This window comes from Enterobacter cloacae complex sp. 302F9, assembly GCF_050030335.1.
Classification (GTDB): Bacteria; Pseudomonadota; Gammaproteobacteria; order Enterobacterales; family Enterobacteriaceae; genus Enterobacter; species Enterobacter hormaechei_C.
Map to the genome: position 1 here is coordinate 54,335 of NZ_JBLGUC010000002.1, position 14,127 is coordinate 68,461.

A 14,127-nucleotide genomic window follows, 5' to 3' on the forward strand; every position below is an offset into this window, starting at 1 on the left:
GATGTAGCCCCCTGAAACACCAGACAGTAGCTGTATCTCCAGATAAGAGATAGGCTTGAATATATGTCTAACACTAACACCAATTTTGAGATGACCGGGATCCTGTTAGGGCAAGAAGTCCGTAAACGTAAAACTCCTCAGGAGAAGATCGCCATTATCCAGCAGACGATGGAGCCGGGTATGAATGTCTCCCATGTCGCCCGCCTGCATGGTATCCAGCCCAGCCTGCTGTTTAAGTGGAAGAAGCAATATCAGGAAGGCAGCCTCACCGCCGTTGCGGCTGGAGAGGAAGTCGTTCCTGCTTGTTGAGCTTACTGCTGCTCTGAAGCAGGTCCGGGAGCTTCAGCGCCTTCTGGGCAAGAAGACGATGGAAGTTGAGATCCTGAAAGAAGCCGTGGAGTACGGTCAGTCGCGAAAATGGATAGCGCACGCGCCCTTGTTGCCAAAGGACGGGGAATAGCCATGGTCAGCCGGACCATGGGCGTGTCGCGTGCGCAACTGTCACTGCGGATTAACCGTTCTGCCGACTGGCAGGACAGGCGCTGTAACCGGCGTAATGAAGAAGCAGACGCAGAAATACTGTCGGCTATCCTCAACATTATCAGCGATATGCCGAGTTATGGTTATCGACGCGTGTGGGGCATCCTGCGCAAGCAACGTCGCACAGAGGGACAGCCACCTGTGAATGCCAAACGGCTTTACAGGATAATGAGCGAGCATAACCTGTTGTTGTTGCATCACAAACCAGAGCGACCGAAGCGTGAACATAAGGGCAAGATAGCGGTGGCAGAAAGCGATATGCGCTGGTGTTCAGATGGCTTCGAGTTCGGCTGCGACAACGGCGAAAAACTGCGGGTAACGTTCGCGCTGGACTGCTGCGACCGTGAGGCCATAGACTGGGCAGCAAGCACGGGAGGCTATGACAGTTCGACCGTGCAGGATGTGATGCTGAGGTCGGTGGAAAAGCGCTTCGGCGACAGGCTGCCCGACACAGCGGTGCAGTGACGGACAACGGTTCAGCATATACCGCGCATGAAGACGCGGAGGTTCGCCAAAGAGCTGAATCTGGAGCCATGTACAACAGCGGTGAGCAGCCCGCAGAGCAATGGCATGGCCGAACGGTTCGTGAAGACGATGAAGGAAGACTATATCGCGTTCATGCCGAAACCGGATGTGAGAACAGCCCTGCGAAACCTTGCAGCGGCGTTCACGCATTACAATGAAAATCACCCGCATAGTGCGCTGGGATATCGCTCTTGAGAGAATACCGGCGGCAGCGGGCATCGTTAACTTAAGATACAAAAGCTGTCCGGAAATGGCGGGTCAAGATCAGCTGCAACGTGCCGTGATCCGGGGCGCGCATACAGGCACGGAGAATATTTTCCAATACTTCTCCTGACGGAGCCGGTTCGCTTAAACGCGACGCACTACGGCGATTAATAAGTAGTTCAAGAGCATCCATAACCTATCTCCTTAAATGATTTTCATTCACAAAACTATCACAGCCACTATTTTTGTTACAGTGTTATGCCGATCGGTTACTGACTTTTTATTCACTGGATCTTTCGGATAGCCGTCAGCTTCACATTTTTATGCTGGAATAATTTATCGACGTGCGGGCATCCCAGTGGAAGTTATGGAGAAAATATGCGCATTATTGGGCGATTCATTATGGGTATTTTTAAGTGGACATGGCGTCTACTCAATTTTATCGGCACTGTTGCAAAGTTAGCGATGAGGCAGCCTTTTGTCTTATTCAAAGGCCTTACATTTCAAAAACTCTGCTTACCAGGCGCATTTCGCCCAGGGGATCACCATAATAAAATGCTGAGGCCTGGCCTTTGCGTAGTGCACGCATCACCTCAATACCTTTGATGGTGGCGTAAGCCGTCTTCATGGATTTAAATCCCAGCGTGGCGCCGATTATCCGTTTCAGTTTGCCATGATCGCATTCAATCACGTTGTTCCGGTACTTAATCTGTCGGTGTTCAACGTCAGACGGGCACCGGCCTTCGCGTTTGAGCAGAGCAAGCGCGCGACCATAGGCGGGCGCTTTATCCGTGTTGATGAATCGCGGGATCTGCCACTTCTTCACGTTGTTGAGGATTTTACCCAGAAACCGGTATGCAGCTTTGCTGTTACGACGGGAGGAGAGATAAAAATCGACAGTGCGGCCCCGGCTGTCGACGGCCCGGTACAGATACGCCCAGCGGCCATTGACCTTCACGTAGGTTTCATCCATGTGCCACGGGCAAAGATCGGAAGGGTTACGCCAGTACCAGCGCAGCCGTTTTTCCATTTCAGGCGCATAACGCTGAACCCAGCGGTAAATCGTGGAGTGATCGACATTCACTCCGCGTTCAGCCAGCATCTCCTGCACTTCACGGTAACTGATGCCGTATTTGCAGTACCAGCGTACGGCCCACAGAATGATGTCACGCTGAAAATGCCGGCCTTTGAATGGGTTCATGTGCAGCTCCATCAGCAAAAGGGGATGATAAGTTTATCACCACCGACTATTTGCAACAGTGCCCCTGAAACTGCCTTACTGCTGACTGGGACAGGAGCGATTCCACACCCAATGCCTCAACCGGGTCCGGCTGTCACTCAGCACAAGGTCAAGGGCCAGCAGAATCGTGCTTTTCCCGGACTCATTGTCCCCGACCAGAATGTTACGGTCATGAGTGAAGCGCAGGTCCAGTTCCGGAAACTTTTTAAAGTTTTGCAGCATAAGCCGCGTGATCAGAGGCATCTTTTATTCCTTTATATACCGCTGACTGAAAGAGTGTCCGGCTGCGCCAGACCGCCTGTTTTGTTTTACAGCGTTATCTTACCCAGTCTTCCAGCACAAGACCCGGTACCCGCTCAAATTCCCGCGTATTATTCGTCACCAGCACGGCACCGGCGGCGATGGCGTGCCCGGCAATGGCCGTGTCGTTCGGGCCGATCGGCGTCCCGGCCATTCGCAGCGCCACCTTAATCTCCGTGGTGGCGTCCACCGCAGCGCGATCCCAGGGCAGGATGGCATCGAGGCGGGCGCAGAACGCGTCGACCAGCTCGACGTGGCGCGGGGAGGCCTTCGGGCCGGTGGCCCCGAAGCGCATTTCAGAATAAGTGATGGCCGAGACAACGATGCGCTGGCCGCGCAGCACCGCCTGCTCCAGGCGCTTCAGGACGGCTTCCGGCTGCTCGCGCATGATGAACGAGCAGATACAGGTGTCGAGCATATAGGTCTTGTTCACAGGTTCATCGTTCCTCGTCGCTGACAACGTCCTCGCGCTCCGCCATAAAGTCCGGGCCTGCCTTCTCGAACTGCGCGAACAAGCAGGTCGGCCGGACGGGACGCAAAATAATGCTGTCCCCTTCCCGGACGATCTCCAGCTCGCTCACTCCCTCAAAATCCAGATCGCGGGGCAGACGAATGGCGCGGTTATTGCCGTTTTTAAAAATGGATACAGTTCTCATCATTTCCTCCTGGCCGACCGGCCTGTGTGGCTCTGTTCAGTATATGCAGATGCAAAGCATATGTATAGTCATAGCATATGCAGATGGTAAGTATATGCGTATGCCACACCTATGCAGATGCCAGGCATATGGATATGTTGAACCTATGTTGTATTCTCTCTTTTCCCCCGGTCAGATCCGAAAAAAGCTAGTTCCGGATCTCCGCGAACCCCACCGGCGCGCAGCGGCACCAGAACACAAGATGTGCCACTCTATTATCTGCTGTTTATTCTATATATAGTGTTTACCCCCTGCCCCGCCACCGCCCGCTCACCCCCATAAAAGGGCGGTGTGGTTATTCCCTGACCGTGGTACACTTCCGGAAACTGCGCAATAGCGTAAAAATCGGATCTCACCGGAACGGCTATCCGGTAATTTAATGACGTGGTTATATGGCTGCTTATTATCAGCCAGAGAATAATGACAATAGATAAAATCCCGATTTGTGACTGTCAGGTGTGTCATTAGGTAATGATTTAGTGGTGGGATTATTTAACAGGGTATTAAATGGATATTGATCAAGTTATTCGGGGCCTTATTAGCCAGGGCATGAATTCTGTCTGGGTATATCAAACTGCGAATAGTTACGGCAAAGAACTGGTTCAGTTGCTGGACGTGCAAGGAAACGAGCTGGCTTGGCGTTGGCTCTCTGATGGCTGCGCATCATGGCAGGCTCCCTCTTCAGTGATTGGGGGATATTTGAGCTTACCAGTAGGAGCAAGTGAATATGACCTCTCACAGGGCTTCGATCATGCGTCGTTCATTCTAGGCACTGAGGATTGTTCAAATTATTCAGAACTACCGCCCAGACCAGACTGGTGCCGCTAGGTCGCAAAAAGAATATGAATGGCGGGATTTTTAAGCAATTTAAGGAAGCAAAATTATGGGAATGTTTGATACGGTCAGATTCCGGTACCGGATGCCTGACGGAGTCACCGGGACGGACTTTCAGACCGACGACCTAGACTGCGATTGTGAATTTTACGAGATTTCCGCTGAAGGCCGCCTGCTTCGCTGGATGGGTGACGGTACGCGAACCGATACCTGTTTTGACGGGATGCTGACCCTCAGTGCCGATGACGGTTATCAACTGTATTTTGAGCACGGGACACTGGCGTGGATCGAGGTGTACTCGCAGGGCGACAGGCGCTGGCCGTTTGAGCCAGGCCGTTTTATGCCGGACCCGGCCTGACGGGATTTCTCGATACAAGGAACGCGAATGTGTGATTTATGCAGGGCGGACGGGAATTATTTCCATACGCCGGAATGTGTGTATGACCAGCTGGTCAGTGAGTACCCCGTGATGTGGCTGCGGGATTCGACCCGGATTGGCGCCTGCTACACCCTCCGTGAACTGCTGTCGCCGGAAGGGATGGTGCTGGCCATACAGAACGCGCCTCCCGTGACGGGATGGCGGCTGCGCATGCGGTATAACGAGGCCATTGATGAAGAGATTAACCCGCAGTGCGGGGACTGTATCGAGCTGGCCTCCAGGGCGGACGCCCTGCTGGCTTTTGAACCGTTCCGTGGAGACGATGCGGCAGTATGACCGGCTGGATTTTTCATTTACAGAACCATACAGAAGGGTACTGGCATTATGGGAAGCATGAAAGACCAGATGATGGATATTGAATCTGAACGATTTGATAAATGGCTTGCTGAAAATTATCCGGATGTTGTCCCCGGCTCAGAAGAATGGGAACAGGCCGCTAACCTGTACTACTGGGAACAGGAGTATCTCGCCGATCAGGCTCAGTGGGATCATGAACACGGGCTGTTTGTGGCTTCCCTGAACAATGTTCATCAGCGTTACCTGCACGCCAGCCAGGAGCTGAAGAAGCTCCATGCCCTGCTTGATGAAAAGCAGCCTGAACTGGTGTACAGAATGTCTTTCGTCCATGCCGTGACGGTCATGGAGGCGTACCTGATGTACTGCGCCAGAGCTCTGCTGGAAGAGGACAGGCCGCTCGAGAGATACTTTGAAGAGTATTACTTACCTTTTGCTAAGGTAGGCAAGAAAGAGAAGCAGGCGGCCCGCGAGATGGAGCTTACCAAGTTCCGCCCTGTGGCAAAGAATGTTGTTGCGAGTATGACGTTTCATAACGTGAAAACCATTGAGCGCTATTTCGGGACTGTGCTTCATATACCGCCCGTCTGGCCAATTGAGCCGCTGGGTATCATCGCAGACTGGCGAAACGATCTGGTACACCGCAACGGTGTGGATGAGCATGATGTGCCACGCGTGATATCAGCGCAGCAGCTGCATAGCGCCCTGCAGAAAGTGTCGGATCTGATAGAGGCTGCAGATCATTCCCTGCGTCTGGAAGTGGACTATTTTGGTAACTGGCGTAATGAAGAGAACCGGGAAATCATTGCGGGAGCACTGCGCATATCCCCTGGCGGAGAATCATCCTGATGACCGGACTTGTAACCCTGGGAGGGTATTCGACAACAGGTGCTCAGTTACCTGTTTCTATCGACTATCCAGCGGCGCTGGCCCTGCGTCAGATGGCGCTCGTTCAGGACGAACTGCCGAAATACCTGCTGGCGCCGGAAGTAAGTGCCCTGCTCCACTATGTACCCGATCTCCACCGCAAGATGTTGCTGGCAACCCTCTGGAATACCGGCGCGCGCATTAACGAGGCGCTGGCGCTGACCCGGAGTGATTTTTCCCTGACACCGCCCTACCCGTTCGTGCAGCTGGCCACGCTCAAACAGCGGACCGAAAAAGCCACCAGAACGGCCGGCCGTGCTCCGGCCGGTAGCCTGCCTCATCGTATCGTTCCGCTTTCCGATGCGAACTATGTCAGCCAGCTGGAGATGATGGTGGCCACGCTTAAAATTCCGCTGGAGCGCCGTAATAAACGCACAGACAGAACCGAGAAAGCACGCATCTGGGAAATTACCGACAGAACGGTCCGGACCTGGATAAGTGAAGCCGTTGATGCGGCTGCCGCCGACGGGGTGACGTTTTCGGTACCGGTTACCCCGCACACGTTCCGTCACAGCTACGGGATGCATATGCTGTATGCCGGCATCCCGCTGAAGGTGCTGCAGAGCCTGATGGGACACAAGTCGATCAGCTCGACGGAGGTCTACACGAAAGTGTTTGCGCTCGATGTCGCGGCACGGCACCGGGTGCAGTTCCAGATGCCAGGCGATGAGGCGGTGGCGCTGCTGAAGGGAAATGGCAGGTAACTAGACAGAACTATCTATGCCCAGAGGATGTATTGATTGCTCTTTTTTGAGTAATTTCCGTTGACGTGTTTGTCAAATGGAGTAGTATTAGTATTAATGATGCCTGCAACAACCCTTTGGGGAAGTTAGTGGGCTTTTTTTTTGCCTATTCAGGGATGATGCTGCGATGCCGACAACCCTTTACAGCAAGCCTTACCGTACACCTGCCGATCTGATTAACGACCTCAAGAGCAAAAAGCTTGAGTTTTTGGACGAGGCTGAAGCAGAAAATACGCTCAGCCAGATAAGCTATTACCATTTTAAAATTTATCTCCATCCTCTGTTAGATCCGGCAAGTCCGGGCGGAAAACATTACAGAAAAGATGAGTATTTTGAATATGGGGTTGAGCTATACCGCTTCGACGAAAAACTTCGTGTACTGTTGTTTGGCGTAATTGCGCGGCTTGAAGTTAAGCTCAGAAGCAGGCTTGACCATACACTTTCCGCATTCTCAAATGACCCTTTCTGGTATCTTGATAATACTTTTTTCTATACAGCGAAAGGCACTAAAATTATTGATGACATTCGAAGTAGAATACAAGGTGACTTTAATAAGGAAGGGGAGCTTTACGCGAGAAATTACAGGAAAAAATACCACAATAATTCGCATCCGCAATTCTCTAATCTACCCCCTTTCTGGATTGCCAGTGAGGTAATTACTATCGGTTGTCTTTTCAAGATATTCAGTGCGACTGATTTCTCATATTTTAAGGGATTGCCAGCACCTCATAACACTCTGCTGGATACACTCGCAAATGAGTTTGGTGCAAATGATTTCAATTCGCTGACGAACTGGGTTCAGCGTCTGCGTGACGTAAGAAATCGTGCCGCGCATCATAGCCGACTGTGGAACGCCAAACTTGCGATTCCAAGCCAGATAGCCAGTGAGTTGACCATACCCGCAGTTCACCAGTATCGACCATACTTGACGGTCTGCGTGATACACAAAATGATTAAGACACTAGACCTGGCGGGCATTGACTTAAAGGGTGATCTTCTTCGTCTTTTTGCTGGTAGCCATGCGGCGCAGCTGTATATGGCTGATACCGGCTTCCCGCAAGGTTGGGAAAACGATCCTTTCTGGAATTAAAAAGCGTTGTCAGCAAACAATTGATTCACTAAAAAGGCCGCGATGCGGCCTTTTTGGATAAAATCAAAACTGTGACATATCATAGCCGGAGCCAGTGGAACAGCGCGCAAAACACGCACTGTCAGCGGAACTGGACTGAAATATTTCCATGCCTGGCTATTTTATTCCTTTATGATTCCCAAAGAAGAATCTTATATCACTCTTCTTCCTCTTCCCATTTAGTTGGTCAATATAGTTTCGGAACTGATAAATTATATTTATGTCTTGACCACCTAAACTCCCATATGTCCTATGAGGTTCGTTTGGTGTTTCGCAGTACTTAGGGTTATCTACTGTGAAAAAGGTTCTACAATTGAAAGGTCGATATTCATATATGGAGCAGATTCCATCAGTTAAAAATGGGCAATCTGTATTGGTTTTTAATTTTCTTTGCTTGTTAGATACAATTCTGTGGGATGTATTTTTTTCTATAAAACTTGCTTCTAATGCCGTCATTTCGACACCTATTTTGCAACAGGCGCTGCAACCTTTCTGACATACTGTAAAGGTTGATGCAAACTCGCCAAAAGTATCAAGAAATCCATAAATCAAACTAATTTCCAAAAATGGATTATTCTTAACAGAATCCAGCTTCACCTGAAGAGTCTGACAGGCAGCTATGACGTTTTCAGGGATGTCTGGTAATACTCTTGTTTCATCCCTTTCAATGTATTTCACTTCAATTATTTCATTTTTTTTGGGGAAAAAACGTTGTAGAAGACGTTGTAAAAAATTAATCCATTTCAAAATAACTCCTTAGGCATGACATGAAGCAGCTGCACATTGCAAAAGCAGATTAAACGACACGGATCCAGTAGGCTGGTTCAACAACCCAAACTCCGCAATCATATGCGATAGCCCTACGATGACGGTTCATCAGCCAGAACGTCCAGGCGACAAACCGACTATTTCCACTATAGACGGTTTTATCCCCATCCAGCATGACAGCATAGCGAGGCTTTTTGTTCATATTATGATTCCTTATGTTGTTTACCTGGAATTATCGGAGCGTCCAGGTGGCAAGGCAACTCTGTATCAGAGGATATTTTACCCCGCGCAACCAGCCATGCGCGACGTTGTTCCAGCCATGTTTTGAAAGCGGGTGTCGCTTCGACTTTTTTCACTTCCTTCTGTTTCCAGGCTTTTACCGGGCCTGCACTGAGCGGCGCACCGAGAAATTCACTGATCGCTTTGTCAGTCCAAAGGCGAGCTTTCAAGCCACGTTTGGCTTTGTTGAATAAATCGAACTTTTGCTGAGTTGAAGGATCAGATCACGCATCTTCCCGACAACGCAGACCGTTCCGTGGCAAAGCAAAAGTTCAAAATCACCAACTGGCCCACCTACAATAAAGCCCTCATCAACCGTGGCTCCATAACTTTCTGGCTGGATGATGAAGCTATTCAGGCCTGGTATGAGTCAGCAACACCTTCTTCACGAGGCAGACCTCAGCGCTATTCTGACCTTGCCATCACGACTGTGCTGGTCATTAAACGCGTATTCAGGCTGACCCTGCGCGCTGCGCAGGGTTTTATTGATTCCATTTTTACACTGATGAATGTTCCGTTGCGCTGCCCGGATTACACCAGTGTCAGCAAGCGCGCAAAGTCGGTTAATGTCAGTTTCAAAACGTTCACCCGAGGTGAAATCGCGCATCTGGTGATTGATTCCACCGGGCTGAAGGTCTTTGGTGAAGGCGAATGGAAAGTCAAAAAACATGGCCAGGAACGCCGTCGTATATGGCGAAAGTTGCATCTGGCAGTTGACAGCAACACACATGAAATCATCTGTGCAGACCTGTCGCTGAACAATGTGACGGACTCAGAAGCCTTCCCGGGTCTTATCCGGCAGACTCACAGAAAAATCAGGGCAGCATCGGCAGACGGCGCTTACGACACCCGGCTCTGTCACGATGAACTGCGGCGTAAGAAAATCAGCGCGCTTATCCCGCCCCGAAAAGGTGCGGGTTACTGGCCCGGTGAATATGCAGACCGTAACCGTGCAGTGGCTAATCAGCGGCTGACCGGGAGTAATGCGCGGTGGAAATGGACAACAGATTACAACCGTCGCTCGATAGCGGAAACGGCGATGTACCGGGTAAAACAGCTGTTCGGGGGTTCACTGACGCTGCGTGACTACGATGGTCAGGTTGCGGAGGCTATGGCCCTGGTACGAGCGCTGAACAAAATGACGAAAGCAGGTATGCCTGAAAGCGTGCGTATTGCCTGAAAACACAACCCGCTACGGGGGAGACTTACCCGAAATCTGATTTATTCAACAAAGCCGCCACGTTTACTTATCCACTCAGCATGCCATTCATTGCTCGCTTGGGCTCGTCTATCTGCTGCATTGTAATAAAGCCTCACGGTCATGGCACATCTCCTTGTACTTCTACATCATGAATGGGTTTGGCATAGAGGGACCAAAGAAAAATACAATGATTGAGGTAAGGATAAAACAGGTTAACCAGAGCCATTCAAGTTTCCAAGGTCTGAATAATTGCCAGATAAATCCGGCCGCGATAGTGCCGCAAACAACACCACCAATTAGAGCCTCAGAAATTGTCGAGTGTTCCATTGATTTTGTTTCTCCAAAAATTACGCCATTGTGCTTTATAAAACTTCAAGCGATGCGACAGGGAATTTCATACTGAAAGAAATCACAAAAAACCTAGTTTTTTAGATAGTTAGGACTGAAAATGTAGTGGGAACTTTTTAGTGGAGTCACACATTAAATTCCCACTTTTTTTATTTTTCGAAGGACTGCATGTTGCCCATAACCAGCCTGATGGCCTCATCTAACTCAGCCTGAACTGAAGCAGGAAGACGGGCAAATTCATAGGTCACTAAGCGTTTAGACGGATCGGTTTTCTTCCGGGCAAACTGCTTTTTGTCTTCAAACTCACGTAGTTTTTCAGTTTGTACAGTTTTCACTGGCGCTGGCTTCAGCTGCTTCGAATGGCGTTTAAAAGAGTCCATAATTAGCGACTTACTTATGCTTTCAACTTTTGCTGCACTGATGTCTGCCTGAACTTTTCCGAGCAAATCAGACAGAGGCACACCTTTGCTATCTAAGTCCTCTGAAATTTTTAACAGCAGCTGGTAATCAGCAAGGGAGAGTTCATTGATAACCGGGAATAACTCGACCATTTCAGCTGGCACAGAAGCAGCTTGAAACGCGCGGGAAACGCTGGCCGGTGAGACGTCCTCTACGCGCGCAATTTCATCCTTAGACATGCCATTTGCGTACATAAATTGATATCTTTGACCTATCTCACGAAGCGTATGCTCACGCGCGGTCTGAATGTCTTTGGCAAGCTGACGAGCATCTTCAAGACTTATCTCATCTTCTGTAACCAGAATTTCGAATTTCGCGCCACTGAAGATACATGCCGCCCGGCGCCGGGAACCATCTAACACTTCAATACAACCGTCAATAACTCGGCCGATTGCTGGGAAAAATTGCTGCAGGTTGATAGTTCGCGTTATGTCGCTCACTGACTCAGGGGTTACATACCTTTGGTCGCGACCGTTAACAGCTGGATCGACAAATGTCTTCTCTTCAATATCACCATTCAAAATGGTTGAGAGGGTGAACTTGGCCTGATTACCGGACTTAAGGGTGAATACCTTCTCTGCTTCTTTGGTTTCGAGGCTACGGATAAAATCCGAGCTATCACTACCTAAAATGTTTCGCCCGCGAGCTACTATTTTTTTCTTCACGCTGATTGGCTCCTCAGGAATTCAATACGGTCAAACACAGCCTTCGTAAAATGCTCTGCTTCTGTACGCGCTTTTTTTAACGCGTCGTTGCTACCGGGATAAGATGCTGGGTTAGCACTAATAATCGTATCAAACGTTTCTCCGCAACGTTCAAAGCCATCCAGGCGTGGCAGGGAAGAGTCCAGTATGCTACTTGTGTAGACTTCACGAGCAAGGCTATGTGAAACCAGGTGATCGGGCTTGCCAGTCATTTTCGACATAAAACCAATACTGGCAGCCAGACGCGGTTCAATGCCTTCTTCTTCCAGCGTTTCCAGCATTTCAGGCAAGCGGGTAAGGTATTTCAACGTGGAATGGAAATCGACTTGCGCCGGCGGAGTAGGGGTGAGAATAAGGTCACTTGCCGCCAAACCGTTTAGTAAAAATGGATCGAGGTGCGGACCTGTATCAATCAGGATGAAATCGTAGTCATCAGCCACACGATCGATAATGATTTTGCGAAGCACTTCGTACTGGTTTACGCCCGGCAGGTGCTCGCTAACCAGCTCCTTCCATGCGCTGGCTACAAAACCATCATCGATAGAAGCCGGAATAACATCAACACCTGGAATGATGGTTGGCCGTATCACTTCGTTACGCAGGGTTTCAGCATCGACATCGTTTAGCATCGCTTGCGCGGCGGTTTCAAGAATGGAACCAATACTGTGCGTGTGATCGAGGAACATGGTGCTGGATGCCTGCGGATCAAGGTCAATAACCAGAATACGCAGATCGTGACGCAATAAATCCTGATGCACTCGCAACGCGTGCGCCAGCGTTACAGTTGATACGGTTTTGGATACGCCGCCTTTCAAGTTAACGACGAAAATAACGTAAGGCGATTGATGGATTTCACGATACTTCGGGATCTTGCGGTGGGCGTAAATATCAATAACATTCTGTACTGTAAGAGCATATTGCTCAACATTTCCGACGCGTTTCTTGTTGAAATCGTAGCCTGCATCTTCCATTTCTTTAATGGCCTGCTCCACGATGCGACGGCTTAGCTTGGGTAATTTGGCTACTGCGTTCCGGGTAAAGGTCTGGAAGTATTCTGTAAGGTTAAACTCTTTGCGTTGATCTTCAATGTCCCGGCTCATTGACTCAAGTAATATGCCAGCTCGTCGCGCTATCGAGCCTACTCCACCGTAATCTCGTTTCATTCTGTTCTCCATGATGTTTTCAATGTAGAGGACATTGATTGTACAACTCGGAGTGTACAACAAATACCATGACGTGCAAGAAATTATTGATATTGGTGTTTTTGTTGCACGTTCAGCGAGTGACTCAAAGGCTGAACGCTGATACATGTGTTTATAAATCGGTTCGGAAGTGAGCAAACAGGTGTGTTTACAAAGCGGAAACAATATGAGAGGGAATAGATGTGTTTATAAAACGGATGCTGATGCTGTGTTACCGGGAAAACAGCAAACACTCGCAGTCACTGCGGCACATATCCGCTTTACAAACACAGTCAGGCGCTTTTACTCTCCATCTTTTAAGGCTTCAGACATAGCCTTAATGTCTGGCCTAGGCGTGCGACGGGTTATGATTAAGTGCCATTCACCATCCTTTTTAACGACATCGCCATCTAAATAACCGACCGCTTTAAGCTCGTCTATAGCCTTGTTAATCACTCGATTCTGCTGGTTATTGGGTGAGGTAAGCATTAGGCGACGTTTAATACGCGCGAACGATAGTGGTATTGGTCGCTCAGGAAGGCTCTCAATGAAAGTGTATAGGGCCTGTGCTGTCCCTTTGTTCGCAAGTTGCCGGATTATAAACATCTGCAGAAGCACCTGACGGTCGAATTGATAAAGCTCCCAAAGAGACTCATCGGCGGTAAGTTCCATGATGTCGTCTTTTTCGTCCCACTTACCACGACTTAACAGACCAGATACAACACCATTCCGATCCTTTTCTGAGGCAAGCTTGATAGTTGTGCTGCGAAGACGAATAAGAGAGTCGGCCAAGCGCGTTCTGAGTCCTTTATCTTTGTCCTTTGAGCTAAACCCGCATAATGTAGCAAACTCGCTGAATGGAAGTTCAATGGTGCTGCTGTTTAAGCCATATTTCGAAAACGCGAGAATGATGCCAACCCACACCTTGAAGTCAGTCTCCATCGAAAGTCGTGGGCCGGTAATACGGATGTCTGTATAACCTTCGGCTCTTGCCAACTCTAAGCTTTGAAGTTCGTTACTCGCATCAATACTGATATTTTCTGTATCCTTTCCTTTTCGTTTTAAGGAAGGTAGAAACAGACCTAAGCGCATCAAAGCTACAGGCTGGACAGTAGCGTTTCTGGAAGGCATGAGCTTCTTATTTTCATCGATTTCTACGAGAACCGATTCAAGTGATAGATCTACACTTTTCTTATACATAAGGACTTATCCACAGTTAAAGGATCATCCACAGACACAGCATGCGTAATCCCATTTATAAACACGCGCAATCCGTTTTATAAACACATAAATCCGCTTTGTAAACACAGAATACCG

The 14,127-nt window shown here is 49.3% G+C and carries 14 protein-coding genes and 5 pseudogenes; 9 read left to right on the forward strand and 10 right to left on the reverse strand.

Annotated elements, in window-relative coordinates:
• Positions 1 to 90: 90 nt before the first annotated feature.
• Positions 91 to 1,295, forward strand: a pseudogene (locus ACQG0T_RS23600) (IS3 family transposase).
• Positions 1,296 to 1,333: 38 nt separating this feature from the next.
• Here ACQG0T_RS23600 and ACQG0T_RS23605 read toward each other — a convergent pair.
• The 5 genes and pseudogenes from ACQG0T_RS23605 to vapB all read right to left on the reverse strand — a co-directional run.
• Positions 1,334 to 1,462, reverse strand: a pseudogene (locus tag ACQG0T_RS23605) (NAD(P)H nitroreductase); the annotation flags it as partial.
• 303 nt (positions 1,463 to 1,765) lie between these two features.
• Positions 1,766 to 2,470, reverse strand: a complete 705-nt coding sequence (locus ACQG0T_RS23610) for an IS6-like element IS26 family transposase (protein WP_426723885.1) — start codon at positions 2,468 to 2,470, stop codon at positions 1,766 to 1,768.
• A 64-nt stretch (positions 2,471 to 2,534) separates the two neighbouring features.
• Positions 2,535 to 2,752 (reverse strand): annotated as a pseudogene (locus ACQG0T_RS23615) (AAA family ATPase); the annotation flags it as partial.
• 73 nt (positions 2,753 to 2,825) lie between these two features.
• Positions 2,826 to 3,242 (reverse strand): type II toxin-antitoxin system VapC family toxin, encoded by a 417-nt coding sequence (locus ACQG0T_RS23620; RefSeq protein WP_001044770.1) that lies wholly within the window; start codon positions 3,240 to 3,242, stop codon positions 2,826 to 2,828.
• A 4-nt stretch (positions 3,243 to 3,246) separates the two neighbouring features.
• The gene (vapB, locus tag ACQG0T_RS23625) at positions 3,247 to 3,465 is read right to left on the reverse strand and encodes a type II toxin-antitoxin system VapB family antitoxin (RefSeq protein WP_426723886.1); all 219 of its coding nucleotides are present in this window, start codon (positions 3,463 to 3,465) and stop codon (positions 3,247 to 3,249) included.
• On the opposite strand from vapB, the pseudogene ACQG0T_RS23630 reads away from it, so the two are divergent.
• From ACQG0T_RS23630 to ACQG0T_RS23660, 7 genes and pseudogenes are all read left to right on the forward strand, one after another.
• Positions 3,422 to 3,884 (forward strand): annotated as a pseudogene (locus tag ACQG0T_RS23630) (hypothetical protein). The gene vapB and the pseudogene ACQG0T_RS23630 sit on opposite strands and share 44 nt — an antisense overlap.
• A gap of 127 nt (positions 3,885 to 4,011) precedes the next feature.
• Entirely contained in the window at positions 4,012 to 4,332 is a 321-nt protein-coding gene (locus ACQG0T_RS23635; protein WP_004197770.1) for a hypothetical protein, read from the forward strand.
• A 55-nt stretch (positions 4,333 to 4,387) separates the two neighbouring features.
• Positions 4,388 to 4,696, forward strand: a complete 309-nt coding sequence (locus tag ACQG0T_RS23640) for a hypothetical protein (RefSeq protein ID WP_047353182.1) — start codon at positions 4,388 to 4,390, stop codon at positions 4,694 to 4,696.
• 27 nt (positions 4,697 to 4,723) lie between these two features.
• A complete protein-coding gene (locus ACQG0T_RS23645) occupies positions 4,724 to 5,053 on the forward strand; it encodes a hypothetical protein (protein WP_004197773.1) in 330 nt (109 codons plus the stop codon).
• A gap of 48 nt (positions 5,054 to 5,101) precedes the next feature.
• On the forward strand, positions 5,102 to 5,920 hold the full coding sequence (locus ACQG0T_RS23650) for a hypothetical protein (protein WP_004197776.1): 819 nt from the start codon (positions 5,102 to 5,104) through the stop codon (positions 5,918 to 5,920).
• Positions 5,920 to 6,702: a site-specific integrase gene (locus ACQG0T_RS23655; RefSeq protein WP_004197768.1), complete on the forward strand. Its 783-nt coding sequence runs from the start codon at positions 5,920 to 5,922 to the stop codon at positions 6,700 to 6,702. The genes ACQG0T_RS23650 and ACQG0T_RS23655 overlap by 1 nt, the downstream gene beginning before the upstream one ends.
• Positions 6,703 to 6,868: 166 nt before the next feature.
• Positions 6,869 to 7,831 carry an Abi family protein gene (locus tag ACQG0T_RS23660; RefSeq protein ID WP_004197772.1) on the forward strand — a complete coding sequence of 321 codons (963 nt, stop codon included), beginning with the start codon at positions 6,869 to 6,871 and terminating at the stop codon, positions 7,829 to 7,831.
• A gap of 156 nt (positions 7,832 to 7,987) precedes the next feature.
• On the opposite strand, the gene ACQG0T_RS23665 is transcribed toward ACQG0T_RS23660, so the two are convergent.
• On the reverse strand, positions 7,988 to 8,617 hold the full coding sequence (locus tag ACQG0T_RS23665) for a YkgJ family cysteine cluster protein (RefSeq protein WP_004197775.1): 630 nt from the start codon (positions 8,615 to 8,617) through the stop codon (positions 7,988 to 7,990).
• A gap of 224 nt (positions 8,618 to 8,841) precedes the next feature.
• A pseudogene (locus ACQG0T_RS23670) lies at positions 8,842 to 9,099 on the reverse strand (hypothetical protein); the annotation flags it as partial.
• A gap of 29 nt (positions 9,100 to 9,128) precedes the next feature.
• On the opposite strand from ACQG0T_RS23670, the gene ACQG0T_RS23675 reads away from it, so the two are divergent.
• Positions 9,129 to 10,097, forward strand: coding sequence for an IS5 family transposase (locus ACQG0T_RS23675; RefSeq protein WP_072269220.1), 969 nt, complete (start codon positions 9,129 to 9,131; stop codon positions 10,095 to 10,097).
• 518 nt (positions 10,098 to 10,615) lie between these two features.
• Here the strand turns inward: ACQG0T_RS23675 and ACQG0T_RS23680 are convergent.
• The 3 genes from ACQG0T_RS23680 to ACQG0T_RS23690 all read right to left on the reverse strand — a co-directional run bounded on the left by ACQG0T_RS23680 (position 10,616) and on the right by ACQG0T_RS23690 (position 14,010).
• Positions 10,616 to 11,590, reverse strand: a complete 975-nt coding sequence (locus tag ACQG0T_RS23680; RefSeq protein WP_004197750.1) for a ParB family protein — start codon at positions 11,588 to 11,590, stop codon at positions 10,616 to 10,618.
• On the reverse strand, positions 11,587 to 12,792 hold the full coding sequence (locus ACQG0T_RS23685; protein WP_004152349.1) for an AAA family ATPase: 1,206 nt from the start codon (positions 12,790 to 12,792) through the stop codon (positions 11,587 to 11,589). The genes ACQG0T_RS23680 and ACQG0T_RS23685 overlap by 4 nt, the downstream gene beginning before the upstream one ends.
• Before the next feature lie 321 nt (positions 12,793 to 13,113).
• Positions 13,114 to 14,010, reverse strand: a complete 897-nt coding sequence (locus ACQG0T_RS23690; RefSeq protein WP_004197749.1) for a RepB family plasmid replication initiator protein — start codon at positions 14,008 to 14,010, stop codon at positions 13,114 to 13,116.
• Positions 14,011 to 14,127 lie beyond the last annotated feature (117 nt).

Excerpts from the sequence above, each read along its gene's own strand:
- ACQG0T_RS23610 (WP_426723885.1), bottom strand. The coding sequence starts at position 2,470 with ATGAACCCATTCAAAGGCCGGCATTTTCAGCGTGACATCATTCTGTGG.
- vapB (WP_426723886.1), bottom strand. The coding sequence starts at position 3,465 with ATGAGAACTGTATCCATTTTTAAAAACGGCAATAACCGCGCCATTCGT.
- ACQG0T_RS23635 (WP_004197770.1), top strand. The coding sequence starts at position 4,012 with ATGGATATTGATCAAGTTATTCGGGGCCTTATTAGCCAGGGCATGAAT.
- ACQG0T_RS23640 (WP_047353182.1), top strand. The coding sequence starts at position 4,388 with ATGGGAATGTTTGATACGGTCAGATTCCGGTACCGGATGCCTGACGGA.
- ACQG0T_RS23645 (WP_004197773.1), top strand. The coding sequence starts at position 4,724 with ATGTGTGATTTATGCAGGGCGGACGGGAATTATTTCCATACGCCGGAA.
- ACQG0T_RS23650 (WP_004197776.1), top strand. The coding sequence starts at position 5,102 with ATGGGAAGCATGAAAGACCAGATGATGGATATTGAATCTGAACGATTT.
- ACQG0T_RS23655 (WP_004197768.1), top strand. The coding sequence starts at position 5,920 with ATGACCGGACTTGTAACCCTGGGAGGGTATTCGACAACAGGTGCTCAG.
- ACQG0T_RS23660 (WP_004197772.1), top strand. The coding sequence starts at position 6,869 with ATGCCGACAACCCTTTACAGCAAGCCTTACCGTACACCTGCCGATCTG.
- ACQG0T_RS23685 (WP_004152349.1), bottom strand. The coding sequence starts at position 12,792 with ATGAAACGAGATTACGGTGGAGTAGGCTCGATAGCGCGACGAGCTGGC.
- ACQG0T_RS23690 (WP_004197749.1), bottom strand. The coding sequence starts at position 14,010 with ATGTATAAGAAAAGTGTAGATCTATCACTTGAATCGGTTCTCGTAGAA.